Source organism: Corynebacterium sp. TUM25015, from assembly GCF_056393505.1.
This window is the reverse complement of sequence record NZ_CM150783.1, coordinates 1,936,780-1,961,920: the sequence shown is the minus strand read 5'-3', so window position 1 is coordinate 1,961,920 and position 25,141 is coordinate 1,936,780. Positions and strand designations below refer to the sequence as shown.

At 60.4% G+C, this 25,141-nt stretch carries 23 protein-coding genes; 16 read left to right on the top strand and 7 right to left on the bottom strand.

Annotated elements, in window-relative coordinates; translation table 11 throughout:
- The first annotated feature begins 86 nt into the window (after positions 1–86).
- The 5 genes from AC06DS_RS08905 to AC06DS_RS08885 are packed head-to-tail and all read left to right on the top strand — an operon-like array spanning position 87 to position 5,179.
- Positions 87–1,169, top strand: a complete 1,083-nt coding sequence (locus AC06DS_RS08905) for a sensor histidine kinase (RefSeq protein WP_473963187.1) — start codon at positions 87–89, stop codon at positions 1,167–1,169.
- A 9-nt stretch (positions 1,170–1,178) separates the two neighbouring features.
- On the top strand, positions 1,179–1,829 hold the full coding sequence (locus AC06DS_RS08900; protein ID WP_448308221.1) for a response regulator: 651 nt from the start codon (positions 1,179–1,181) through the stop codon (positions 1,827–1,829).
- Positions 1,830–1,849: 20 nt separating this feature from the next.
- Positions 1,850–3,721, top strand: a complete 1,872-nt coding sequence (locus AC06DS_RS08895) for a penicillin-binding transpeptidase domain-containing protein (RefSeq protein WP_477100564.1) — start codon at positions 1,850–1,852, stop codon at positions 3,719–3,721.
- A gap of 11 nt (positions 3,722–3,732) precedes the next feature.
- Positions 3,733–4,602 carry a type I methionyl aminopeptidase gene (gene map, locus AC06DS_RS08890; RefSeq protein WP_477100563.1) on the top strand — a complete coding sequence of 290 codons (870 nt, stop codon included), beginning with the start codon at positions 3,733–3,735 and terminating at the stop codon, positions 4,600–4,602.
- A gap of 25 nt (positions 4,603–4,627) precedes the next feature.
- Positions 4,628–5,179 carry a carboxymuconolactone decarboxylase family protein gene (locus tag AC06DS_RS08885; protein ID WP_477100562.1) on the top strand — a complete coding sequence of 184 codons (552 nt, stop codon included), beginning with the start codon at positions 4,628–4,630 and terminating at the stop codon, positions 5,177–5,179.
- On the opposite strand, the gene AC06DS_RS08880 is transcribed toward AC06DS_RS08885, so the two are convergent.
- The gene (locus tag AC06DS_RS08880; RefSeq protein WP_477100561.1) at positions 5,176–6,327 is read right to left on the bottom strand and encodes an HNH endonuclease signature motif containing protein; all 1,152 of its coding nucleotides are present in this window, start codon (positions 6,325–6,327) and stop codon (positions 5,176–5,178) included. The two genes, AC06DS_RS08885 and AC06DS_RS08880, sit on opposite strands and share 4 nt — an antisense overlap.
- Before the next feature lie 172 nt (positions 6,328–6,499).
- Between AC06DS_RS08880 and AC06DS_RS08875 the strand changes: the two genes are divergently transcribed.
- Positions 6,500–6,916, top strand: a complete 417-nt coding sequence (locus tag AC06DS_RS08875; protein ID WP_477100560.1) for a GntR family transcriptional regulator — start codon at positions 6,500–6,502, stop codon at positions 6,914–6,916.
- A 10-nt stretch (positions 6,917–6,926) separates the two neighbouring features.
- On the top strand, positions 6,927–8,006 hold the full coding sequence (locus AC06DS_RS08870; protein WP_477100559.1) for a DUF5808 domain-containing protein: 1,080 nt from the start codon (positions 6,927–6,929) through the stop codon (positions 8,004–8,006).
- On the opposite strand, the gene AC06DS_RS08865 is transcribed toward AC06DS_RS08870, so the two are convergent.
- From AC06DS_RS08865 to AC06DS_RS08855, 3 genes are read right to left on the bottom strand one after another with little or no spacing between them, the layout of a single operon-like run.
- On the bottom strand, positions 7,998–8,837 hold the full coding sequence (locus AC06DS_RS08865; protein WP_477100558.1) for an SDR family oxidoreductase: 840 nt from the start codon (positions 8,835–8,837) through the stop codon (positions 7,998–8,000). The two genes, AC06DS_RS08870 and AC06DS_RS08865, sit on opposite strands and share 9 nt — an antisense overlap.
- Before the next feature lie 16 nt (positions 8,838–8,853).
- On the bottom strand, positions 8,854–10,224 hold the full coding sequence (mtr, locus tag AC06DS_RS08860) for a mycothione reductase (RefSeq protein WP_477100557.1): 1,371 nt from the start codon (positions 10,222–10,224) through the stop codon (positions 8,854–8,856).
- Positions 10,217–11,260, bottom strand: coding sequence for an alpha/beta hydrolase (locus AC06DS_RS08855; RefSeq protein ID WP_477100556.1), 1,044 nt, complete (start codon positions 11,258–11,260; stop codon positions 10,217–10,219). The genes mtr and AC06DS_RS08855 overlap by 8 nt, the downstream gene beginning before the upstream one ends.
- 117 nt (positions 11,261–11,377) lie before the next feature.
- Here AC06DS_RS08855 and mqo point away from each other — a divergent pair, with 117 nt between their 5' ends.
- Positions 11,378–12,850, top strand: a complete 1,473-nt coding sequence (gene mqo / locus AC06DS_RS08850; protein WP_293790108.1) for a malate dehydrogenase (quinone) — start codon at positions 11,378–11,380, stop codon at positions 12,848–12,850.
- On the opposite strand, the gene AC06DS_RS08845 is transcribed toward mqo, so the two are convergent.
- The gene (locus AC06DS_RS08845; protein ID WP_477100555.1) at positions 12,847–14,214 is read right to left on the bottom strand and encodes a protein adenylyltransferase SelO family protein; all 1,368 of its coding nucleotides are present in this window, start codon (positions 14,212–14,214) and stop codon (positions 12,847–12,849) included. The two genes, mqo and AC06DS_RS08845, sit on opposite strands and share 4 nt — an antisense overlap.
- Here AC06DS_RS08845 and cobA point away from each other — a divergent pair.
- Positions 14,198–14,929, top strand: a complete 732-nt coding sequence (cobA, locus tag AC06DS_RS08840) for a uroporphyrinogen-III C-methyltransferase (RefSeq protein ID WP_477100554.1) — start codon at positions 14,198–14,200, stop codon at positions 14,927–14,929. The two genes, AC06DS_RS08845 and cobA, sit on opposite strands and share 17 nt — an antisense overlap.
- Here cobA and yaaA read toward each other — a convergent pair.
- Positions 14,926–15,651, bottom strand: a complete 726-nt coding sequence (gene yaaA, locus AC06DS_RS08835; RefSeq protein WP_448308231.1) for a peroxide stress protein YaaA — start codon at positions 15,649–15,651, stop codon at positions 14,926–14,928. The two genes, cobA and yaaA, sit on opposite strands and share 4 nt — an antisense overlap.
- Before the next feature lie 68 nt (positions 15,652–15,719).
- Here yaaA and AC06DS_RS08830 point away from each other — a divergent pair, with 68 nt between their 5' ends.
- Positions 15,720–17,501, top strand: a complete 1,782-nt coding sequence (locus tag AC06DS_RS08830; protein WP_477100553.1) for a proline--tRNA ligase — start codon at positions 15,720–15,722, stop codon at positions 17,499–17,501.
- Here AC06DS_RS08830 and AC06DS_RS08825 read toward each other — a convergent pair.
- Positions 17,476–18,399 (bottom strand): twin-arginine translocation signal domain-containing protein, encoded by a 924-nt coding sequence (locus tag AC06DS_RS08825; protein ID WP_477100552.1) that lies wholly within the window; start codon positions 18,397–18,399, stop codon positions 17,476–17,478. The two genes, AC06DS_RS08830 and AC06DS_RS08825, sit on opposite strands and share 26 nt — an antisense overlap.
- Positions 18,400–18,441: 42 nt before the next feature.
- Between AC06DS_RS08825 and rimP the strand changes: the two genes are divergently transcribed.
- From rimP to AC06DS_RS08795, 6 genes are all read left to right on the top strand, one after another.
- Positions 18,442–19,017, top strand: coding sequence for a ribosome maturation factor RimP (gene rimP / locus AC06DS_RS08820; protein WP_293790124.1), 576 nt, complete (start codon positions 18,442–18,444; stop codon positions 19,015–19,017).
- A 9-nt stretch (positions 19,018–19,026) separates the two neighbouring features.
- Positions 19,027–20,040 carry a transcription termination factor NusA gene (gene nusA, locus AC06DS_RS08815; RefSeq protein WP_473963202.1) on the top strand — a complete coding sequence of 338 codons (1,014 nt, stop codon included), beginning with the start codon at positions 19,027–19,029 and terminating at the stop codon, positions 20,038–20,040.
- A 102-nt stretch (positions 20,041–20,142) separates the two neighbouring features.
- Positions 20,143–20,385, top strand: coding sequence for a YlxR family protein (locus AC06DS_RS08810; protein ID WP_477100551.1), 243 nt, complete (start codon positions 20,143–20,145; stop codon positions 20,383–20,385).
- A 193-nt stretch (positions 20,386–20,578) separates the two neighbouring features.
- Positions 20,579–23,326, top strand: a complete 2,748-nt coding sequence (infB, locus tag AC06DS_RS08805; protein ID WP_477100550.1) for a translation initiation factor IF-2 — start codon at positions 20,579–20,581, stop codon at positions 23,324–23,326.
- Positions 23,327–23,353: 27 nt separating this feature from the next.
- Positions 23,354–23,779 (top strand): 30S ribosome-binding factor RbfA, encoded by a 426-nt coding sequence (rbfA, locus tag AC06DS_RS08800; protein ID WP_293790135.1) that lies wholly within the window; start codon positions 23,354–23,356, stop codon positions 23,777–23,779.
- Positions 23,776–25,092 (top strand): MATE family efflux transporter, encoded by a 1,317-nt coding sequence (locus AC06DS_RS08795; RefSeq protein WP_477100549.1) that lies wholly within the window; start codon positions 23,776–23,778, stop codon positions 25,090–25,092. Before rbfA ends, AC06DS_RS08795 begins: the two co-directional genes overlap by 4 nt.
- Positions 25,093–25,141 lie beyond the last annotated feature (49 nt).

Here is a 25,141-nt window from a genome sequence, read left to right as displayed (position 1 = left end):
AGCACATCGGGCAAAGTAGTAGTCCTCGACTCATACTTTAGGTGGAGGCGGGCTACACCCTGCGCTCGCTAAACTTAGAAGCGATTATGATTCACCAAGCTAAATCGAACAAGGTCGTAGCGCTGAATCGTGCGTGGTCCTACCTGGGGGTGGGCATACATCTGCTGATGGTGCTGCTGATGGCCGTGACGGTCATTAGGGACGGCTGGTCGTGGAATGCCGCCGCCCTGTGTTTTATTTATGTGATGGGTCTGTGGCTGCGCCCCACTTGGCTGTGGCTGACTTTGGTTATCGCCACCTGGGCGTGCCTACTACTAGTTGCTCCGAGCGCGGCATTTATGGCGTTTGCGCTGTTCTTCCTATGCGTTGGTGTGCTACCAATGTGGCCAGCAATCGTCTGCAATGTAGTGGTGACGTTCCTGTCTATCTACCAGAGTGGCGAGGCCCTGGGGCCTATCGTTGCCGCAGTGGTGGCCACTGTCGTTGGCCTGGGCTTTAAGGAATTGCGCGACGAGGCCAGTGCCCGGGAGGCTGCGAGCCGACATGCCGGGGAGATGGGTGAGCGCACGCGCCTGGCAGGGGAGATCCACGATACGGTCGCACAAGGCCTAAGCTCCATTCACATGATTCTGCAGGCCGTAGAAAAGCGGGTGGAAGATCCGGAGATCCTGGAAGATCTTCGCCTCGCCCGCACAACTGCCGAGGACAACCTGGCGGAAACTCGGCGCATTATCGCAGCCCTGCAGCCCGGCCCGCTGGTCGGCGGTGACCTGCCTATCGCATTGGCTCGAGTGTGCTCCGGCACGCCGATGGGGGAATCCCTAAGCTTTGAGGTCGAGGGGGCGCCCTACGATCTGGATGAAAAGGCTGAACAGGAGCTGACGCGTATTACGCAATCGCTGGTTTCCAATGTGGTGAAGCACTCCGAGGCCACGCAGGCGCGAGTGACCTTGACCTACCAGGAGGATCTGCTGAGCCTGGATGTTGTCGACAATGGTCGTGGCATGGATGAGGAGCAGGTTCGCAAGATCGCCGCTGAAAAGCTGAGCCTCTCGCCGGTAGGTCTAGCCGGTGTACGCCGCCGCGCTAACCTCATCGGTGCGACCATGCATGTAGAAAGCGCGCCCGACGCCGGCTGCGGCGTGTCTATCCAAATGCCGATCCGTTAGGAGTAGAGGATGCCCGGAAATCTTCGCGTTCTGATCTGCGATGATCACCCGGTTGTTCGCGCTGGGATCGAGGCTATGCTGCGGGGAGCGAGCGATGTGGAGATCATCGGCTCTGTCGGTGAACCCGAGCAAGCCGTCGCAATTGCTGCCGCAGAGCAGCCCGATGTTGTGCTGATGGATCTGCGTTTTGGCGAAGGCCCCGGCAGTGAGGGCGCCGAGTCCGGGGGAGTGTGGGCAACCCGTGCAATCCGCAAGAATAGACCTGCCCCGCAGGTGTTGATTCTGACCAACTACTCCACGGACAGTGACGTGCTCGGCGCTATTTCCGCTGGCGCAGTTGGTTACCTCCTTAAGGACTGTGCCCCAGAAGAACTGGCCGAGGGAATCCGCCAGGCCGCTGGCGGACAAACAGTGATGAACAATAACATCATCGGCAAGCTTCGGGGTCGCCTGGCCAATCCCTTTGAGTCCCTGACGAACCGCGAGCAGGAGGTCCTTACGCTTGCTAGCCAAGGCCTGTCGAACCGCGCAATTGCGAAGAGCTTGATCCTCACCGAGGCAACGGTGAAGTCCCACATGGCGCATGTCTTCTCCAAACTCAACGTAAAAAATAGGACAGCTGCGGTTGCTGTGGCGAGGGAGCGCGGAATTATCGATTAGCCCTGTTAATCTCTGGGGCTATGCGCACCACCTCTTGGACTCCTCGCCGCGCCATCACCGCCGCCGTCACGACGGCTGGGCTCGCTCTGGGCGTTGCTGCCTGCACCCCGAAACCCGATGTTGCTGATGACGCCGCACAGGCCTTCCTAGCGGCTCTTTCCAATCCCGGCGAGGCTTCCTCCGCGGGAGGGGAGACCGATAACCCCGACAAGGCCATGCAAGCTATCTCACAGGCGTGGTCGTCTCTGCAGGCCGAAGGCCTGCAGACCGAACTGAAGGGCGTCAATACCCAGGACAATCAGGCAACCGCACAGTACGAACTGCGCTGGGACCTGCCCGGCGGACGTAAGTTCGCCTATGAGTCCTCCATGACTCTTACTCGCACGGGGAACGATTGGTTCGTACGCTGGCAGCCGGCGGTTCTCCACCCGGAGCTGGGTGCGAACCAACACCTGGAGCTGCGTAGCGTGCCGGCGAAAGTGGCAAATGTCGTAGGGTCCGATGGTGCGGTGCTGTTGGAACCTGGTACGCAGTACCGCATTCTTGTCGACAAGGACAAGGTAGCCGATGTTCTCGGAACTATGCGGCGCATTGCCGGCGAGCTCGACGCTTTGCGTGGTGCCGATAAGTCGGTTCCGAGTATCGACCCGGTGAAGAAGGCCGACGAGGCCGAAGACGTAGATGGTGAGTACTCGGTACTGACGGTTAATCAGACCCAAGGCAAGCGTTTGCAGGGTGCCCTTGGTGGCGTTGAGGGCGTGCGGATGAACGAAGAGCCTTCCCTGGTGCGCCCGGATCCATCCTTTGCGCCGGACATCATGGCCCGCGTGCGCAGCGTTGTTGAAGAAGACCTGCAGGGAGAAAATGGCTGGAAGGTAGTCGCTGCTACCAGCGAGGGGAATGAAGTTGCGAAGGTCGGGGGAGAGGACCCGAAGGCTTCTCCGAGCGTGCACGTCTCTCTGTCGCGCAAGGTGCAGGAAGCAGCGCAGAAGGCAGTGGATACTCGCGCCGATTCGAAGACGATGATGGTTGTCATGCGTCCTTCCACCGGCGAGGTGTTGGCCGTCGCGCAGTCGGAGAAGGCCGACGAAGATGGAAACGTCGCCCTCATGGGACAGTATCCTCCGGGCTCGACGTTCAAGATGCTCACGGCCTATGCGGGTCTGCAGAAGCAGGGCCTGACCCCGGATTCCATTGTCGGCTGCCCCGGCACTCAGGATATTGGCGGGCGTATCGTGACGAACTACAACAGTTTCTCTCTGGGAAGCACGCCACTGGAAAATGCTTTCGCTAAATCGTGCAACACTACCTTCGCGGATATCTCTACCAAGCTGAAGCCTGGCGAACTGAAGGACGTTGCCTCGCAGTTTGGCCTGGGAGCCGATTACGACATTGAGGGGCTAGATACCATCACCGGTTCCGTGCCCGAGGGCGAAAAGATGCTCGACCGTACTGAGGCGGGGTACGGTCAGGGTCTCGACCTGGCAAGCCCGTTTGGTATGGCCATGGTGGCCTCCAGCGTGGCTGCGGGACGGGCTCCGACCCCTTATCTGATCAGCGGTGAGAACCATCACACGAAGGCTCAGAACGAAGAGGCCAAGAAGGATGCTAAGAAGAAGCTGGATCCCAAGGTCATTGAACAGCTGCGGCGGATGATGCGCGCCGTGGTCACGAACGGCTCTGGATCTGGCGTAGCCGATGCCGGCGAGGTGTACGCCAAGACTGGTGAGGCGGAAATCAATGGGGGTTCGCACAGTTGGCTTGCCGGTTATCGCGGTGACCTGGCTTTCGCCACTCTGGTTGTGCTGGGCGGCGGGTCCGAACATGCCACGGCGGTAACGTCCAACTTCTTCAAGAACCTCGACGGGTCAGGAGCCAAGCGCCCGGAGTAGAATGGTGCGACATGACTCGAGCACCATTGACCCCTGGAAAGCCCACCCCCATCCGCAGCGTGCCGGCCAATATTGAGCGCCCGGAGTACGCATGGAAGGACAGCGTTCAAGAAAACATTGGTGAGCCGTGGGTGCAGACGCCCGAGACCATTGAGAAAATGCGCGAGGCGAGCCGCATCGCCGCCGATGCCCTGCAGGCAGCCGGCGCTGCTGTAGCTCCGGGCGTCACAACCGACGAGATCGACCGCGTGGCCCACGAGTACATGTGTGACCACGGTGCGTATCCTTCTACCTTGGGCTACCGGCACTTCCCGAAGTCCAGTTGCGTGAGCCTCAACGAGATTATCTGCCACGGCATTCCCGACAGCACCGTCATCCAAGACGGCGATATCGTCAACATCGACGTCACCGCCTACAAGAACGGCGTGCACGGCGATACCAACGCCACTTTCCTTGCCGGCGACGTCTCCGAGGAGCACCGCCTGCTGGTTGAGCGCACGGAGAAGGCAATGTGGCGTGGAATCAAGGCCGTGAAGCCGGGGCGCCAGATCAACATCATTGGCCGTGTTATCGAAAGCTATGCCAAGCGTTTCGGCTACAACGTCGTAGAGGACTTCACCGGTCACGGCGTCGGTACCACCTTCCACAATGGCCTTGTTGTGCTGCACTACGACCGCCCAACCATGTACACCGACCTGCTGGAACCGGGCATGACCCTGACAATCGAGCCGATGATCAACCTCGGCGGCCTTGACTACGAAGTCTGGGACGACGACTGGACCGTCCAGACCAAGGACCGCCAGTGGACCGCGCAGTTCGAGCACACCCTGCTGGTCACCGAGGACGGCTACGAGGTTCTCACAATTCCCAGCGAGTCCTAGCCCGACCGACTAACCTCCCAGAAGTATGGGAGACAAAACTACACCTCTGGGGCCCGGCCCTGTATCGCGTAAGCAGCACCTGCGCCGCCTCGGCCCGTTCGGCGCCTTCGCCACGCGCATCGGGGCCCGCGTAACCAAGAAGAAGAACCTCGGAGTGTTCGCCACCATCGGCCGCGCCCCGCGGTTGTTCTTCTTCTGGCTGCTCTACGGCGGCTCGATGATGCCCTTCGGCTACCTTTCGCGCGTCGAAACCGAAATGATCATCCTCCGCGTCGCCTACCTGCGCGGCAGCGCCTACGAAGCCGACCAGCACCGTGCCCTCGCGGCGAGGGTTGGGGTTAAGGATATTGACGCCCTGTTCCAGCCCGACCACGGCTTCACCGGCCGCCATGGCACCCTACTGGACGCCGCCGAGCAGCTAGTCCGCGACCGTGGACTGACCGCCGACATGGCCCAGCGCGTGCGGGATCTGCTGAACGAGCGGGAGCAGGTTGCGTTCGTCATGCTAGTCACCAACTATGACGGTCTGGCCACGGCGCTGGATGTTATGGGAGTCCCAGTCGATGAGCCGCGCTAGGCTGCCCGTCGACGATTCTCCGCTCGCTGGGCGAAGGTTTCTCGCCCCAGTGGCCCGTTGGGAGCCGTCATCACCGTGTGCCCGTCGCCGTGGCTTGTCCAGGTCTCGTTGCCGTCGGGGTGGATGGTGACGTCCCAGGAGCCAGTCGTCTTCGCGTTGTGGTGCTTGGCGCACAGACAATGCAGGTTTGACGTCGCCGTTGGCCCTCCGTCCTGCGGGTTTTCGTGGTCGTAGCGCTTCACATGGTCCAGCTGGCACTTGTGCGCGGGAACCGAACATCCTGGGAACCGGCAGGTTCCGTCACGCCCCTCCACGCTTGCTCGCACCAATGGTGTGGGGGAATAGCCCTCGTTGCTCGCGGCACCGGGGAACTGGACGTGCGTGACGCGGTTCATCCACTTCTGTGTTGTCTGCGAGCCGACCCAGCCACCTGCGGCCCAAATCTGCGCGTCCGGTTCGTCCATACTGCGATACAGGTTCAGTGTGATGTCTGCCGTGGTCTGCCTGCGTACTAAGCGCATTAGCGCTTCGGCGCGGGAACAGGAGTTGTTGTTCACCACGTTGTTGAGTGTCCGTTGAAGTTCTAGCCCTTCGAGCTTGGGTAGCGTCAAGAAGAAAACAGTGGTGGTATCCGGGCGATCGTCGATTTCTAGGCGCTTGTTGGAGCCGTCTTCGGTGTCGGCCGAGTCTTCCGGGAGTGCAAGGGGGTCGTACTTGCGAATGATTCTTTCTAGCCGGCTGCGGATCGTGGCCCTGGCTAGCATTGCCTGGTTGGGCACGGTGGGGGAGATCGCTTGAAAAATTTTTTCCTCGAAGATTTCAGGGATGTTCTGGCTGACCGGGCTGAGGCATTCGGCCATGCATCGAAGCAGGTCAAGAGAGTAAGCGCCCGTATTTGCTGCCTCACGGATAGTGGGGAATCGGCGGAACATGTGGCCGATCTCAACCAGAGTGAGTGCCCTGTATTCCGTTAAACCCAAGCGCACTGCGAGGCGTGTGGAAACGTCGATAACGCACTCGTCTATCTCGGGAGTGCAGGCCACGGCGAGTTTGACGTGGCCGCGGTTGATTTCGCATGTTGCGGCACTCAATGGATCGCACGGATCGGTGACGCGCCAGCAGGGTGTGGTGGTGGAATGCTCGAACACGGTATTGCCCCTTTTTGCCTGTTCGCAGGTGGTGTGGTGGTGTTGCCAAAAAATTTTTCTTGGCTTGTGTGGGCAGTATATAAACCGCTCCGGACAACCCCTTTGCGTAGAGGAGTAATTAATCGAACAGCGAACTAGAAATTTTTTTGTATTACCCGTAGTAACACAGTGTGTGTTAGTATATGTAATACAGATTCTGAAGGAGGCTTTCCGCACCGTGTATCTCACAGTGGATCCTGACTCGCCTGTACCGATCGCCCAGCAGATCCACGACGGTATCGTGGCGGGGCTCGTCTCCGGCGAACTGCAGGACGGGCAACCTTTGCTTTCGGTGAGACGGCTGGCGGTGGAATATGGCGTCAATCCCGCAACCGTGAAGAAAGCATATGACCAGCTACAAGAAGACGGATTAGTACGCACGGCCGCGCGATCAGGCACTGTGATTACGCGCCCTGAGCAGCCGAGTGTGCAACAACGCGAACGGTTGCGCGAGGATTTGCGAGCTACTGTACGGCGAGCACTCGCGCAAGGGTTCAACGTAGGCGACATTTGCGCGACGGTTGACGACCTCACGGTGGAGTGGGAATAGGAGAACCATCATGATTGCATTCGATCCATTCCTTGCAGGAGTGTTCTGCGTGACAACGCTGCTTGTGGGGCTGATCCTGGTGTACACGCCGAAGCTGTCGTCGCCGAGTGTACGGTTGGGCGTGCGCGTGCCGGAGACACATTGGGGCGACGATGTTGTGCGGCGACAAGAGGGTACGTTCCTTAAACGCCAGGTTGCAGCGACTGTGGTTTCTGCACTGCTGGCGATACCAGCCGCTGTGGTGCCAGTGGTTGGCGCAGTGCTGACCCTCGTGCCGGTGGGTTTCTTTATGTGGAACCTCAACCAGGCTGGGCAGCCAATACGCGAGGCCAAGCAGCGGGAAGGCTGGTTCGACGGCGTGCGCACGGTCGTGGCCGGGGAGATCACGCCGGTAGAGGACACATCTCCGCAGCGTGCATGGGCCTTCACCTGGGCAGCACTGGCTGTGCTTGCTGTCGCGGCCGGGTACGTGGCCGCGCGGTGGGGTGATATTCCGGAGCGCTTCGCCACTCATTTCGGCAGTGGCTTCGAACCAGATAGTTGGGATAACAAGTCTGTGGGTTCGGTGTTCTTCCCGACGTTCTTTGGTGTGGGAATGGTGCTGCTTTTTGCGCTGATTACGGTCGTATTGTTGCGCGTTAGCGTGCCGGCCCGAGCTGATACGTCGCTGCGGGGGAAGGTCTCGCAGAAGATCATTTGGCGTCATACGGCGATGTGGCTGGCGGTGATGAACGTTGCGGGGGCCATCATGCTCGCTAGCCTGCAGGTTGTGACCGTGCTGCACACGGACTGGGTGGCTCCGGCCATAATCGGTTCGCTCGTGCTCGTGTTTGCGGTTTGTCTGGCCATGGTCGTGGCTCTGGCGAGGAAGCAGTCCGCGCTAGCGAACACGAGTGGCGAGGGGCGGGACAACGACGAGCACTACAAGTGGGGCATGTTTTACCACAACCCGGAGGATCCGGCCGTGATGGTCGACAAGCGCTTCGGGGTCGGCATGGACTTCAACTACGCCCACTGGCAGGGCAAGGCGTTCCTCGCTTTTATTGCGCTCGTGTTGCTCGCCTCGATCTCGTTGCCGTTCTTACTTTGACGCCCATCGGAACCCAGCGTTAAGCGCCTTCATCGCGCCCTTGTAGGCCCAGGGGGCGTTTACTTGCGCCCACCGGGCTACAGGGATGTCCCCGCTGGTGTTGATTAGGTACTTACCCTTGTCCACGCCCTTCAAAATTTTTTGAGCGGCCTTGGCAGGGGTTACGGCGTGGCCCTGGAACACGGCCGTTGCCTTCTGGATGCGCTTCTTGGAGCGGTCCACGCCGTGGATGTCGATGGTGCGAACCAGGGGAGTGTCCACCGCGCCCGGGGCGACGGCGTGCACGTCCACGCCATAGGGGGCTAGGTCGAAGCGCAGCACCTCGCACATGCCGAGCACGCCACCCTTAGAAGCAGAATAGGCCGCGTGCCACGGCAAGCCGATAATGCCCGCGGCGGAGGAGACGAATACGAGCTTCCGGCGGTCGCGGCGGCGACGGCGAACCGGCTGGCTCTCCATGAGCTTCGGCGCGAAGGCTTCCACCATGTGCACAGACCCCATGAGGTTCACGTCGATCACCCGCTGCCACTTCTCGTGTGGCATTTCCCGCACATCACCCCAGATGGCGATGCCCGCCACGTGATGCACCTGGTCAGGCGTTCCATGGGTGGCGATGATGTCCTCCGCCCAGGCCTTTACAGCGTCCACGTCCGTGACGTCGACAGTGCGTTGATCGGCGACGGTGCCACCACGAGTGGAGATGTCACTGGCGGTGGAGGCGAGTCCTTTCTCGTCGCGGTCGCTGATGGCGACTGCATAGCCCCGTTCTGCCAGTTGCAGTGCTACCTCCCGACCGATTCCCGAGGCGGCTCCAGTGACGACTGCGAACATGGCGAAGGCTCCTTCATTAGTTTTCGAGATCTAACCCCAGCAGGGCGTTCTCGACCAATTCTGTCAGAGCAGGGTGGGGCCAATACTGCTTTTCGGCGAAATCGCGTGCAGTGATGCCAAAGGTCATGGCGGTGACAAAGCTTTGGATCAACGAGCTGGCCTCTGGCCCCATTATGTGTGCGCCGAGGATCTCGCCGGTGGTGCGGTCGGCAATGACCTTGCAGAAACCAGTGGTGTCTTCCATTGCCCAGCCGTAGGCCACGTCGCCGTACTTTTGGATCTTGACGCTAATAGGGCGACCAGTTTCACGCGCTTCGGCCTCGGTCATGCCCACCACGCCGATCTGCGGATGTGTGAACACACCGCTTGGAACCACCTCGTGATTGAACTTCCGCAGGTCGTCGGGGTGTGCGAGATTGTGCGCCACCACGCGTGCCTCGGCGTTGGCGACGTGCTTGAGCTCGAAGTCGTTGCACGCATCGCCTAGCGCCCACACACCCTCGGCGCTGGTTCGCCCGTTTTCGTCGACCATGATGCGGCCGTTCTCGGTGGTATTGACGCCACCCTTTTCACAATCCAACGTGTCCGAATTATTGACCCGACCCATCGCTACAAGAACCTCCTCGCCAGTGACGATGGTTCCATCGTCCAGGGTGAGAGAGACCTGCCCGTCGGCGGTTTCCTCGGCGGCGGTAATGGTGCGCCCGAGGTGGTTAGTCCACTGAGAGTCTGCCTGAGTTGTAAATGCCTCGGAGATGTCGGCGTCCAACTTCCGCAACAGCTTGTCCGAGCGATTGATAAGCGTGACTTGGGTGCCGAGGCCAGAAAACATCGCTGCGAACTCGACGGCGACGATGCCACCGCCGACGATGATGAGGGACTTAGGCAGTTCGGCGAGACGCATGATGTCCTCGTTCGTGCGGTAACGCACATTGGCTAGCGCGGGGTGGGGGCGTGGGCGACCACCGGTGGCGAGAACGATATTGGTGCCCGTGATGGTGGGGCCATCGTCGATCTGCAGAGTGCGTGGGCCGACGAAACGGGCAGTGCCTTCGAAGAGGGTAATATTTGGGGTTTCGTTCCCTGCGCGGTACTCCGCACCGGCATGGCTAATGGGATCAATGCGGTCGCCGAAGACGCGCTGCTGGATACCCTTCCAATCGACGTGCTCGAGCGAGCCGGTGAGGCTTAGGCGGGATGCCTCGGAGAAACCGCGGGCGACGTCGGCGGTGTGGACGAACATCTTGGTAGGGATGCAACCGACGTTGATGCAAGTGCCGCCGAAAGTGCCCTTTTCAACGATGGCGATTCTTTGGTGCTCGTTGGCTGGGCTGGGCAAAGAGTTACCAGAGCCCGTGCCAACGATGATGAGGTCAAAATTATCCATGATGGATCTTCCTTTCGTTGAAGACATCCGTGAGCCACTCGTCGGCGGCGGCGAAGGCTCGCGCGCGAACCGAGGGCCGGGAGAGGAAAACATCGTGCAGGGCACCCTCGATGACAATGGTGGTGGAAAGGGATGCGGCATTGGAAGCCTGCTGCCACATCTGGCTGGGCATAAGGATGAGGTCTGCGTTATAGGACTGCCGGGAGAGCTTCTTGGAAAAGTGGTGAGTGTGGCTAGTGAGGATCAGCGTAGGAACGCCGGTGTCACCCTTGCCAGAGTGCAGGCGGCGGATTTCTCGGGCGACGCCGAGTAGCCATTGGATGTACTTGGGGCGGGGTTCTAGAGGCTTGAGACGCAGGTTGTAGTTCCACTCACCGGCCTCGGTGACGTGCAGAGATTTGCCGTAGACCGGGTTGATGCCACCGGGAAGCAGGAGGTTGGGCCTTAGCTTGTTGATGACAGGCAGCACGCGGTTAATGGCGAAGCGGACCACCGGATTGAACTGAAGACCAAACCACGGCGAGTTCAAGACGACGGCGGCGATGGAGTTGTGGAGAGGGGATTTGGCGTCATAAAGGCGATGAGCCCACATCGTCACATCCAACCCGCCAGTCGAGTGTCCGACAGGAACCACCGTGCCGTGGGCGGCGGCCAAGAGCGCGGCGGCGGTAGAGAGATCCTCGTCGTAGAGCGACTGATCGCTGACATGGTGCCATGTCTGGCCTTCGCGCCAGGAGCGGCCGCACTTGCGAAGATCGATACCGTAGACGGCGAAGCCACGTTCATGGAAATGACGGGCGACGTGATCTTGAAAGAAATAATCCGTCATTCCATGGACAAAAAGCATGGCGGGGCGAGCGAAAAAGGAATCGTCGGCGGCGCCCGGGCAGTAACGCACCAGGGTGCAGCGAATGGGGGATTCGCCATCCGGGTCTGCGCCTAGTTCAAGGAAGCATTGTCCAAAGCCTTCGCCCAGTTCATCGGGCAAAAATGTGAGATCTGCGGCGGATGGTGGAATCGCGGGACTAGTAACCATGCCCTCATGCTAGCGCCACAGGTAGGCGGATATCGTTGAAACCTCGGCCTATAGGCGTAGAGTAAATATGACGCAATAACAGTCTAACTTTGACGCCTCCGAAGGAATGAATACATAGTGGCAAATAAAGATTCTGTGGATGTAGCACTAATTGGTGCAGGTGTTATCTCCACCACGCTGTCCGTCATGCTGAAGCAGCTGCAGCCGGACTGGAGCCAGGTGATCATCGAACGGCTGGACACCCCGGGCGCGGAATCCTCCGATCCGTGGAACAACGCAGGCACCGGGCACTCTGCACTGTGCGAGCTGAACTACACCCCAGAGGTTAATGGGAAGATTGATATTTCCAAGGCCGTTGGTGTGAACGAGAAGTTCCAGGTTTCTCGCCAGTTCTGGAGCTACCTGGTGGAGCAGAATGTGCTGGGCGACCCGTCTGAGTTCATCAACAAGGTGCCGCACGTCTCCTTCGCTCAGGGCATGGATCAGGTCGACTACCTGAAGGCTCGCTACGAGGCGCTGAAGGATCACCCGCTGTTCCCGAACATGCAGTTCAGCGATTCCGATGAAAAGTTTGCCGAGTTCCTGCCGCTGATGGCTAAGGGCCGCGACTTCAACAACCCAGTCGCCATCTCCTGGTTCGATGAGGGTACCGACATTAACTACGGTGCGCTGACTCGCCAGTACCTGGATGCTGTCACCGCCCAGGGCGTGGAGGTGCGCTACGGCAACGAGGTCAAGAACATCTCTCGCGACGGCGAGAAGTGGAAGATCACTTCCAAGAACCTGCACACCGGCGACACGTCTGTGATCACCGCGAACTTCGTCTTCGTCGGCGCGGGCGGCATGGCCCTGCCGCTGCTGCAGAAGGCCGGTATCCCGGAGATCAAGGGTTACGGTGGCTTCCCGGTATCCGGCCAGTGGCTGCGCTGCACCAACCCCGAGCTTGTGGAACAGCACCAGGCGAAGGTCTACGGCAAGGCTTCCGTGGGCGCCCCGCCGATGTCAGTCCCGCACCTGGATACCCGCGTGATCGACGGTAAGAAGGGACTGCTGTTCGGCCCCTACGCAGGGTGGACTCCGAAGTTCCTGAAGAAGGGCAGCTACCTGGATCTGTTCAAGTCCCTGCGTGTGGGCAACATCCCGTCCTACCTGGGTGTGGGCGTGCAGGAGATGGGCCTGACGAAGTACCTCATCGAAGAGGTTCTGAAGGATCAGGCGGCTCGCGTGGAATCCCTGCGCGAGTACATGCCGCAGGCTCGTGCGGAGGATTGGGAGCTGGTTACCGCTGGCCAGCGTGTGCAGGTGATTAAGCCGATCGGTGCGCCGAAGTTCGGCTCCCTGGAGTTCGGTACTGCACTGATTAACTCCAACGACGGCACCATCGCCGGCCTGATGGGCGCATCCCCGGGTGCTTCCATTGCGCCGTCCGCGATGCTGGAGGTTCTGGAGCGCTGCTTCGGCAACCGCATCGCCGACTGGGCACCGAAGTTGAAGGAGATGATTCCTTCCTACGGCACCCGCCTGGCCAAGGACTCCAACCTGTTCAACGAGCAGTGGGATCGTTCCCAGAAGGCTCTGAAGCTGGTCTAAGTACCGCAGTAGGTCGTGAACTCGGCTTCCTCGCGCGGCACTGCCGCATGGAGGCCGAGTTTTTCGTATTTATCGTCCCATTCAAAGGGATTTTGCAGCGCCTCCAGCGCCAGTAGATAGCGGGTCATGTCACCCTTTTCGGCCTGTTCCAGCGCTGCCTGCATGCCGTGATTGCGCGGTAGGTAGATCGGGTTACGAGGATGCGGGGCGTACTCCGACCAGCGCTCAGTCCACTCAACGGCGCCGGGAGTGGACTCCAGACCCTGAGGAATAACACCGGGGGTCAACTTCGCCAGCATTGCGTTGTAATCGGGCGCGGCGACCTGCAACAGGTCCAGCAATTGCTCTGCACAATCCGGCGCTCCTAGTGCAGCTGCCATCTGCGCGTCCCACGCCTCGGCATATTGCGGCTGGAAGCGGTAAAGGCGCTCTGTAAATTTTTTGACGCCCTCATCCACCAGTGGGACCAGCGCCTCAGCTAGGCGTGCGAGGTTCCACATCATGACAGCGGGCTGCTGGCCGTATGCGTAGCGACCACGGGTATCGATCGAGCTATACACCGTGTCGGTGGCGAAGTAGTCCATGAAAGCGCAGGGACCGAAGTCTATCGTTTCGCCGGAAATCGCGACGTTGTCGGTATTCATCACACCGTGGATAAAGCCGAAGCGCATCCACTGGGCGACGAGTTCGGCTTGGCAGGTGACGGTGGCGTCAAAAAGGTCGAGGGGAGAAGCACCATCCGGAAAGTGACGGGCAAGTGTGTAGTCGACGAGGCGCTCGGTGACTGTCGGCCCCATCAGGGCGGCGTATTGGAAGGTACCGATACGGATATGGGAGCTGGCGACGCGCACGCCAATGGCACCGGGGTGAAGTCCATTGCGCATGATGGTGCCGCCAGTGGTGAGGACTGCCAGCGAGCGGGCGGTAGGCACACCGAGAGCGTGGAGAGACTCGGCGAAGGCATACTCCTTCAGCGCCGCATCGAGGGGATAATGGCCGTCACCGCCGCGTGAGAAGGGGGTGCGACCAGTTCCTTTGGCATGGATATCCCGGCCGTCTTCGCGCAAGAGAAGTGCACGACCATCGCCCATGCGGGGATTGAATTGACCAAATTGATGGCCCGCATAGCCGAGTGCAAAGCACTTCCCCTGGCCAGTAAGGAAATCGATGCCCGCGGGGCTGCGGAGCCACCCTGGATCTAAGCCGAGGTCCATAGCCAACGGTTCGTTAAGCACCAGTACCTGCGGATCGGGGAAGGACTCACCGACGCAGGGCAGTGCGAGTTCCGGGAATTCTTCAGCGAAGGTATTCATGGTGCTGACCATTGTAGGGGTAGGCTGAGAACTCATGAGTGAGACAGGCAAAGTGGTGCTCATTGGCGGCGGACCAGGGGCGTGGGACCTTATTACGGTGCGCGGCATGCACGCGCTGCAAGAAGCCGACGTGATCTTGACCGACCACCTGGGGCCAACCAACGAGCTGGACAAACTCTGCGACGTGGGGGCTAAGGAGGTCATCGACGTCGCCAAGCTGCCCTATGCCAAGCAAGTGAGCCAGGAGAAAACCAACGAACTGCTGGTGGAACACGCGCGGGCAGGTAAGAACGTTGTTCGCCTCAAGGGTGGGGATCCGTTTGTGTTCGGGCGGGGGTTCGAGGAGGTTCAGGCATGCGCGGCCGCGGGGATCGCGTGCGAGGTGATCCCCGGCGTGACCAGTGCAGTGAGCGTTCCTGCTGCTATCGGTGTGCCGGTTACACAGCGCGGAGTGGTCCATGCGTTTACCGTGGTCTCCGGCCACGTGGCGCCGGATAGCCCTCGTAGCCTAGTGGACTGGCGAGCGCTCGCGGCCTCTAAAGCCACACTGTGCGTAATCATGGGCGTGCGCAATGTCGCAGCCATTGCTGCAGAACTCCAGGCCGGGGGCTTAAGCGCAGACACTCCGGCAGCTGTGATTCAGGAGGGCACCACGGAACAGCAACGCGGGTTCCGCTGCACACTCGGCACTCTGGCGGAAACCTTCGAGGTTAACCATGTGACCTCCCCGGTGGTGTATGTGATCGGCGAGGTGGCAGGGCTCTAGACCACCAGGGTGAGTTCCGTGGACGTTTCCTCGACGTTAAACCCGGCGGTACGGGCTATGTCGGCGACTTCACTAGGCGAGGAAGCTACGGGGTTCTGAACTAGGGCGCGAGCCAGCAGCCCCTTGTAATGCTTGTTGAAGTGGCTGACGACCTTGCGGCTGCCGTCCGGACGCACTGACTCGACGCGCACAGTGACAGCCGACTTTAGCTTCCCCAGTTGCTGGTACGCCCCGGAGCGCAGATCGACCACCAGGCCGTGTTCCTCCTCCGCGCGTTCGAGCGCCTCGGTAATGGCGGAACCCCAGCGCTTCTTCAACGTGGTTCCCGGCGGCAGCTTGGTGCCTCCGGAGAGTCGGTAGTGGGGGATCGGATCCTCAGCCATCACTAGGCCGAACAGCGCGGAGCCGATAGCTAAATGAGGTGTGGTGGCGTCGCTTAGAGAAGACGCATCGAGCGCATCGTAGAGCACACCCGTGTACCGGTGTACCGCGGGCATCGTCGGGGCGGTGCGGAGAATCTGATTGGCATCGACTTCACCGCGCAGCTTTTCGGACAGCCCGAGAACCTGCAGGGCAACGTCCGGTTCAGCGGTGCACAGGTCTACCAGATCCTCGGTTAGCTCTTCGCGGATCGGGTTGAGCTCCGGGAAGTGCAGCGGTGCGCCGGCGGGCAGAGTACCACCAGGAGCCTTGGTTTCGGATGGGGGAAGCACAACCAGCATTCCCAAAGACTAGCTAAACCCCCACCGATCGACACAAGTCAAAGGGGGAAAAGGTAAAGTCTTGATTCATGATTACTCGGATGTCACAACTATTCTTGCGGACCCTGCGTGACGACCCCGCAGACGCAGAGGTGCCCAGCCACAAGCTGCTGGTACGCGCGGGATACATCCGCCGCGTTGCCCCCGGCGTGTACTCGTGGTTGCCGCTGGGTCTACGGGTTCTGCGCAACGTTGAAAAAATCGTGCGCGAGGAAATGAATGCCATCGGAGCGCAGGAACTTTCCTTCCCCGCGCTGCTGCCCCGCGAGCCCTACGACACAACCGGACGCTGGGTCGAATACGGCGACGCATTATTCAGGCTAAAGGACCGCAAAGACGCGGATTACCTGCTGGGACCGACGCACGAGGAAATGTTCGCCTCCATCGTGAAGTCTGAGTACAACTCCTACAAGGACTTCCCGGTAATCCTTTACCAGATCCAGACGAAGTACCGTGACGAAGAACGCCCGCGCGCTGGCATCCTGCGCGGCCGCGAGTTCATTATGAAGGATTCTTACTCCTTCAATATGGACGACGAGGGGTTGGAACAGTCCTACCAGCTGCACCGCAAGGCCTACCAAAATATTTTCGATCGTCTGGGTATCGAATATGCGATCTGCTCGGCGACCTCCGGCGCCATGGGCGGATCCGCTTCCGAGGAATTTCTGGCTGTGGCTGTCAACGGTGAGGACACGTTCGTGCGCTCTACTGACAGCGACTATGCCGCGAACGTAGAGGCTGTGGTGACGCAGGTGCCGCCGACTCGCCCGATTGAGGGTCAGCCGGAGGCCAAGGAATACGACACTCCCAATGCCGAAACCATTGAAGCTCTGGTGGAATGGGCCAATAGCGAGGGCGTCACCATTGACGGTCGTGCCGTGGAGGCTGGCGATACTCTGAAGTGCATCGTCGTCAAGGTTAACGATCCGACGCTGGACGAGGAAGGCAACCCGCGTGGTGAATCCCTGGCCGGTGTGTTGGTGCCCGGTAACCGCGAGGTAGATATGAAGCGCCTCGAAGCAGCCATGGAACCGGCACAGGTTGAGCTGGCCGGTGAGGAAGAGTTCAAGAAGAACCCCTTCCTGGTTAAGGGATACGTTGGGCCGAAGAGCCTGGCGGACAACGGCGTACGAATGTTGGCTGATCCGCGCGTGGTGGAGGGCACTTCCTGGATCACCGGCGCAGACGCGAAGAACCGCCACGTCGTGGGGCTGGTTGCAGGCCGCGACTTCACTCCGGACGGGTACGTCGAGGCCGCCGAGGTGTTGGAGGGCGACCCGTCGCCGGATGGCAAGGGCACTCTGACCCTGGCTCGCGGCATTGAGATTGGCCACATCTTCCAGCTGGGGCGTAAGTACACCGAGGCCTTTGATGTGAAGATTCTAGACGAGGCAGGCCGCCAGTCAGTACCGACCATGGGCTCCTATGGCGTGGGCGTGTCCCGCCTGGTCGCCGTGATTGCCGAGCAGATGTTGGACGATTCCGGCCTGCGTTGGCCCGCAGCGGTTGCGCCCTTTGACGTGCACGTGGTCATCGCCAACAAGGATGCCGCCGCAGGTGAGGCTGCGGTGGAACTGGTGGAGACCTTGTCGAACGATGGTCTCGAGGTGCTGTTCGACGACCGACCGAAGGTTTCCCCGGGCGTGAAGTTCAAGGACTCCGAACTGCTGGGTATGCCTTTGGTAGTCGTCGTAGGCCGTGGCTTTGCCAATGGCAAGGTGGAACTCCGCAACCGGATGACGGGGGAAACCTTCGAGGTCGACTATCCGGATGCGTTGGCTGAGGTTAAGCGGGCTCTCCGCGGAGAGTAATCTTTCGCGGATCCTTGCCCTGGAGTCGTTCCAGGACAGCCTCGTCGCAGGCAGTCGCCTTGAGCCAGCCAGTGGCGAACTCCACGGCCTGGGGGTTGGTTGCCTGGGCTGATATGCGCCGCAGCTCCACGGAAATGGGCAAGATAGTGGGGTAGAGATACCCCGCCGCGGCTGTCATGTTATCTGCCTTGCCCTGGGTGTATCCGGGCTCCGGTGCGGGGACTTCCGCCCCCAGCTCCTCGAGAACGTCGATGCATTGATCCCGTAGCGTGCGGAGTTCATTGGCGATCTCCTGAATGCTGGCGCTGCCATCGGGGGTGGCGTCCTTCGCGAGAGCTACTCCAGTAGCAAAAATGGCGCCATAAGTGAGCGTCAAGACAGTGCCGAACTCGGCAGCGGCGTCAGAAAACCCATCTGCGATTTCTTTGGAAACGCGCGGGGGATGGGCGTTGATCTGAGACATTTTCTGATTTGCGGCAACATAGGCTGCGTAAAGACCTGCGACGAGCCCCTTCTGATCGCCATCCAGCGCGCGCTCGTAGGCCTCCTTCAAGGAGATACCCTGGTCAGCCTGTGAGCTATCGGCGTCTAAAAATTTTTCCTTGCACTGTTGAGGTGCATTACCGTCCTTGTCTACACCGCACTGTCGAAGCGCTTCTTGCTGTACAAGGTCATACTGCTTGCCGAGGAACTTTGACCATTTCGGGTCTCGCTGTGAGTTCTTGATCGCGGCGGCCAATCGCACAAGCTGTTCGTTGGGCTCTGGCTCTTTGGAAAATGACGCCAACCCGGTTTCACAGGCGGACAGTGTCAACCCCGCCCCAAGAAGTGCGCTGGTGCCGAGGAAACGACGGCGAGAAAGGGGCTGGCGGGGAAAGCGAGAGCTGGTCTTATTCATCAGAACTAGAAGTCTACTAGAAGGTGTTGCCTGCTAGACTCCGTGGTCATGGCATTTCCACACAAAGAGCAGCTGGAAAGCTCGCTGGGCGGGCTGGTTAAAGAATTCGGATTGGTGATCGAGGACATCAAGATCACCAAAGCCGGGGCAAAATCGGCGATCCGCATTGCGGTGGATACTGCCGACCCACGTGCAGAACGCCCGGATCTGGATCAGCTGGAGGAACTCAGCCGGGAGGTGTCGACCCACCTGGATGAGTCGGAAGCGAAAGGCGAGATGAGCTTCGGGCCGGGGTATACCCTGGAGGTATCGACACCTGGCGTCGACTTTCCATTGACAGAACAGCGCCACTGGGTGCGCAACATTGGGCGCCTTGTGCGTACACAGCAGGGACTGCGCCGCATCGCGCAGGTCGATGGCGAAGATGTCATATTGATCACACCTGATAAGAAACAGCCCAGCGTAAGCCGCGTGCGATTCGCAGATGTCGCCGGTGCGGTGGTAGAAGTGGAATTCTCACCAGCTCCGGCAGCAGAAGCCGACCTCGTTGGACTGACGATCGAGGCCTATGGATTGTCGGGTGCGGAAGACCAGCAGGATAGTCCGGCCGAAAACTAGGAGAAACAAGTGAATATTGATATGGCAGCGCTGCGCGCAGTCGAAAAGCAGGAGTCGGTTGATTTCGATGACCTGCTAGAGGGGGTTAAACGGGGTCTGCGCGAGGCATATCGCGCAAACAGCCACTTCACGGGGCCAGTCGACGTGGACATTGATCCTATTAGCGGCGAGGTCACCATCTACCAGGTGGAAAAAGACGAAGAAGGCAATGTCACCGGTCGTATCGATGACACCCCGAAGAACTTCGGTCGCGACGGCGCGCTGGCGGTCCGGGAGGCAATTCGCTACCGCATCAACTCCGCTCGCGTACAGAGCCGCTACGACGAATACGCCGAGCTGCGTTACCGTGTGGTCTCCGGAGTGGTCTCTGCTGATGCTCGTGCGAATGAGCGCGGCGTGACCGTCGTGCACCTGGGCACCGAGGCGCGAGGCCAGGACGGGCAGATCCTGCCTGCCGAGCACATCCCCGGCGAGAAGCTGGAGCACGGCATGCGCGTCAAGGCCTTCGTCACGGACGTGATTAACAATGCCAACCGCATGGTGCAGATCAACCTTTCCCGCACTCACCCAGAGCTGGTGAAGGGACTCTTCGCTCTCGAGGTGCCGGAAGTGGCCGATGGTTCCGTGGAAATTGTCTCCGTGGCACGCGAGGCTGGCCACCGCACAAAAATCGCCGTGCGATCCACTGTAAAGGGGCTCAACGCGAAGGGAGCCTGCATTGGGCCTCGCGGACAGCGCGTCTCCAATATCATGCACGAGCTGGGAGGGGAGAAGATCGACATCATTGACTTCTCTGATGATCCGGCAACGTTTGTCGGCAATGCCCTGTCCCCATCCAAGATTGTCAGCGTGAAGGTTACCGACCCGGAGATGCAGATCGCCCGCGCCGTTGTTCCGGATTATCAGCTCAGCCTAGCCATTGGTCGGGAAGGGCAGAACGCTCGCCTCGCAGCGCGTCTGACCGGTTGGAAGATCGACATTCGTTCGGAGACCGACGCAGCCGCGGAGGACACACCCAGTTAACCGTTTCCGCGGGCGGCGCGATACACTGGACAGGTGGTATCCCATGAGTGCCCCACAAACAAGCACCTTCCGCTAAGGACGTGCATTGCAACAAAGCAGGTGATGGGAATAGATCACCTGCTCCGTTGCGTTGTACATCAAAGCGCGGAAGGGATTCAGGTCGTGCCTGATCCGGAAAAGAAATTGCCCGGGCGAGGCGCATGGATCACGCCGACTGTGGAGGCATGGGAAATCGCCGTCAAGCGTAAGGCTTTCAGCCGTGCGCTGAGGGTATCCGCCAACGTGGATGCAGACCCTGTACGTGACTACATCGTCACACTGCCAGTAACAGTGGAGAATACGTGACGACCGCGAAAGTGGGCGTCAACGAAAAGGACGAGGAACTTACGTCGACATGAAGAACAACGAACACTGATGAGAACGCGATGAAGCAGCATCAGCGATGAGTATCTACAAGTACGGGAGTCGTACGTAGCCCGGCTGCAGGTGAGCCTGCACGCTTGAGCGCACTACGGCTCCGCAAACATGAAGGAGAGTAGTGGCCGGAAAGCTACGCGTACACGAGTTGGCCAAGGAACTCGGAGTGACGAGCAAGGAATTGCTCGCCACCCTGAAGGAACAGGGCGAGTTCGTTAAGACCGCTTCCTCAACGGTGCAGCCGCCCGTTGTGAAGAAGATGAAGAAGCACTACGGGGTAGGACAGGAGTCCGCTAAGGAGCCTGCTAAGCCCGCAGCAAAGCCCGCTGCCAAGCCAGGCCCGAAGCCGGGGCCGAAGGCAGCATCGAAGCCTGTTGCGAAGCCTGGCCCCAAGCCGGGACCAAAGCCGGTTAAGAGCACCAACCCGGTTGCTAACGCTGGCACCAAGCCCACCTCCACCGTGAAGCCGGGCGATAAGCCGGCACCCAAGCCCGCTCCAAAGCCGAGCCCAAAGCCGGGGCCGAAGCCCGGTGCCAAGCCAGGACCAAAGCCGGGGGCTAAGCCAGGCCCGAAGCCGGGTGGTCGCGCACCACGCGTGGCCAACAACCCGTTCTCTTCCGGTGAACCTGCTCCGCGTCCGCGCGGTGGACAGGCAGCGCCTGGGGATATGCCGCGTCCGGGTAGCCGACCGGGCAACAAGAAGCCCGGCCCGAAGCCAGGTGCAGGTAAGACCGGTGCAAAGCAGGGCGGTGCAAAGCAGGGCGGCGGTCGTCGTCCGTCGCCGGCCATGATGCCGAGCCACCCGAATCCCGCACAAATGCCGTCGAAGTCGGACAATAGCTTCGGCGGCGGACGCGGTCGTGGTGGACGCCATGGTGGACCGGGCGGCCCCGGTGGCCCTGGTGGTCCGGGAGGCCCGCGCGGTGGACGCGGTGGGCGTCGCGGCGGCACCGCAGGTGCATTCGGCCGTCCAGGCGGTGCCCCGCGTAAGGGACGCAAGTCGAAGCGTCAGAAGCGCAACGAGTACGAGGCAATGCAGGCGCCGAGTGTCGTTGGCGGCGTGAAGCTGCCTAACGGCAAGGGCGCAAAGATTCGCCTTGCACGCGGTGCATCCTTGATGGACTTCGCAGAGAAGATCGACGCAGATGCAGCAGCACTGGTCCAGGCTCTGTTCAACCTGGGCGAAATGGTGACCGCTACTCAGTCGGTCTCCGACGAGACATTGATGCTGCTCGGCGAGGAAATGGATTACAAGGTCGAGGTCGTCTCCCCAGAGGACGAGGACCGCGAGCTGCTGGAATCCTTCGATCTGCAGTTCGGTGAGGACGAAGGCCAGGATGAAGACCTGGCTCAGCGTCCTCCGGTGGTTACCGTCATGGGTCACGTCGACCACGGTAAGACTCGACTGTTGGATACGATTCGCAAGGCGAACGTCGGTAGCGGCGAGGCCGGCGGTATTACCCAGCACATCGGCGCCTACCAGGTCTCCGTGAACATGGAGGGCGAGGATCGCCTGGTCACCTTCCTGGATACCCCGGGTCACGAGGCCTTTACCGCCATGCGTGCTCGCGGCGCGAACTCTACCGATATCGCGATCCTGGTGGTCGCTGCGGATGACGGTGTAATGCCGCAGACCGTAGAGGCGATTAACCACGCCAAGGCCGCTGACATCCCTGTCGTGGTTGCGGTGAACAAGATCGATAAGGAAGGCGCCCAGCCGGACAAGATCCGTGGTCAGCTGACCGAGTACGACCTGATTCCGGAGGAGTACGGCGGCGACACGATGTTCGTGGATATCTCTGCAAAGCAGGGCACCAACATCGACCAGCTGCTGGAGTCTGTTCTGCTGACCGCAGATGCTTCGCTGGATCTGCGCGCAAACCCGGACATGGACGCTCAGGGTGTGGCTATCGAGTCTCACCTGGATCGTGGTCGCGGACCGATCGCTACCATCATCGTGCAGCGCGGTACGCTGCGCGTGGGTGATTCGATTGTCGTTGGTGACGCCCACGGTCGTGTGCGCCGCATGATCGACGAACACGGTCGTGACGTTACCGAGGCAGGCCCGTCTTGCCCGGTACAGGTTCTGGGTCTGACCAGCGTGTCCGGTGCCGGCGACAACCTGTTGGTTGTTGACGAAGACCGCACCGCTCGCCAGATTGCCGATCGCCGCAATGCACGTCGCCGTAACGCCATGCAGGCCAAGAACCGCAAGCGTGTATCCCTGGAAGATCTGGATGCGGTGTTGAAGGAAACCAACACCCTGAACCTGATCCTGAAGGGCGACAACGCAGGTACGGTCGAGGCTCTGGAAGACGCGCTGCTGAAGATCGAGGTCGACGACGAAGTGGATCTGAACATCATCGACCGCGGTGTCGGTGCGGTGACGGAAACCAACGTCAACCTGGCTGCGGCGTCGGACGCAGTTATCATCGGCTTCAACGTACGCGCTGAGGGTAAGGCTACCGAGGTAGCGAACGCCGAGGGCGTGGATATTCGCTACTACTCGATTATCTACAAGGCAATCGAAGAGGTTGAGGCAGCGCTGAAGGGCATGCTGAAGCCCATCTACGAGGAGCGCGAGATCGGCAAGGCGGAAATCCGCCAGATCTTCAAGGCTTCTTCCGTGGGCCTCATCGCAGGTTGCATGGTGGAAACCGGCAAGGTTCGCCGCAATGCACAGATCCGCCTCATCCGCGACGGCAGTGTCGTGGCGGAGAAGGCGACGATCGAGTCACTGCGCCGCGAAAAGGACGATGTCACCGAGGTCTCCGCAGGTTACGAGTGCGGTATGGTGCTGTCGTACCCGGATATCCAGGTCGACGACATCATCGAGGTCTTCGAGCTGGTCGAGATCCCGCGCACTTAAGGGTGCTCGAGTTACAAGGAGAAGTTCATGGTTGATCACGCACGTGCTGCACGCATGGCCAAGCGCATCCAGCAGATTGTTGCCACGGCTATCGAGCGGCAGATTAAGGATCCGCGCCTGGAGTTCGTGACCATTACGGACGCGCGCCTCACCGGCGACCTCCACGACGCGACGGTGTTCTACACCGTGCGTGGTAAGACCGTGGACGCGGAGCCGGATACCGCTGCGGCGGAGGAGGCCTTGACCAAGGCGAAGGGACAGCTGCGTAAAATCGTTGGCGATCAGCTGAGCGTGCGCTTCACCCCGACCTTGAGCTTTAGCCTGGACACTGTGCCGGAGGCGTCAGCGCACTTTGAGGAGCTGCTGGCCAAAGCGAAGGCTCAGGACGAGGCTCTGCGTGCGCAGTCCGCCGGCGCCCGTCCGGCGGGTGACGAGGATCCGTACAAGTCTTGATTAAACAAGACGCTACTGCCGGCCCGGCCGATGCCCGAAAAATTTTGGGATTGGCCTGGCCGGCCCTTGTTGTTTTGGCGGCCACACCGCTGTACTTGCTGTTAGATACGGCGGTCGTTGGTCGGCTGGGCGCTACCGACCTTGCCGCATTGGCTGCGGGCGCCACTGTTCTTAGCACTGTTACTACTCAGCTAACCTTCCTTTCGTATGGTACGACGGCTCGCGCTGCGCGTCATTACGGTGCAGGTCGCCGCGCTGCCGCTATCTACGAGGGGTTGCAGGCCACGTGGGTCGCGCTGGCGGTAGGAGCCGTGCTGGCGGTGTTGGTTTTCGCCTTTACTCCGCAGATTATGGGGTTGTTTACTAGTGACGCCGCCGTGGTCTCCGAGGCCACGAAGTGGATGCGAGTGACCTGTGGATCCATCATCCCGGTGTTGTTCACCATGGCAGGCAATGGCTGGTTGCGCGGGATGTCGAATACTAAGCTGCCGCTGTGGTTCACGCTTGCTGGCGTGATACCGATGGCCGTGATCGTCCCACTTTCGGTGCAGCGCTTTGGGCTGGTGGGATCTGCATATGCGAATGTCCTGGGGGAGAGTATTACCGCGGCGTGCTTCCTCGGTGCTCTGGTCGTGCATTGGCGAGCGGAGGGGGATGGGAAGTCTCTAGCTCCCAATTGGCTGGTGATTCGTTCTCAACTGGCGATGGGGCGTGATCTTATTTTGCGCAGCCTGAGCTTCCAGGCGGCGTTTATCTCTGCGGCTATGGTGGCAGGGCGTATGGGGCCTGCGCCTTTGGGCGCCCACCAGGTGTTGCTTCAGCTGTGGAATTTTCTCACCTTGGTTTTGGACTCCGTCGCAATCGCGGCGCAGGCACTGGTGGGTGCGGCCCTGGGAGCTGGGTCGTTTGCGGCGGCCCGCAAAGTAGGCGTGTCCGTGCTGCGGTTTTCCGTGGCGGCATCGCTGATTCTGGCCGCTGGTTTGGCGGCGGGGGCGCACGTCATCCCGCGCATCTTTACGACGGATGCCGATGTGCTCGCTACCATTGGCGGTCCGTGGTGGCTGCTGGTGCTTTTGGTCTTGGCCGGGGGCGTGGTTTTTGCGCTGGACGGCGTGTTGTTGGGCGCTGCGGATGCGGCATTCCTGCGTACCGCAACGATCATCTCGGTACTAGCGGGTTTCCTCCCTTTAGTGTGGCTGTCCTGGGCGTTTGGCTGGGGTTTGGTAGGCGTGTGGTGGGGCCTTTTTGCCTTCATCGTGATCCGTTTGATGTTCGTCAGCTGGCGCTTTAGTGGCGATAAATGGGATAACTAGTGTTACGCTTGTTAACACTTGTGACTTGAGCTGGAGAGGGGAGTACCCG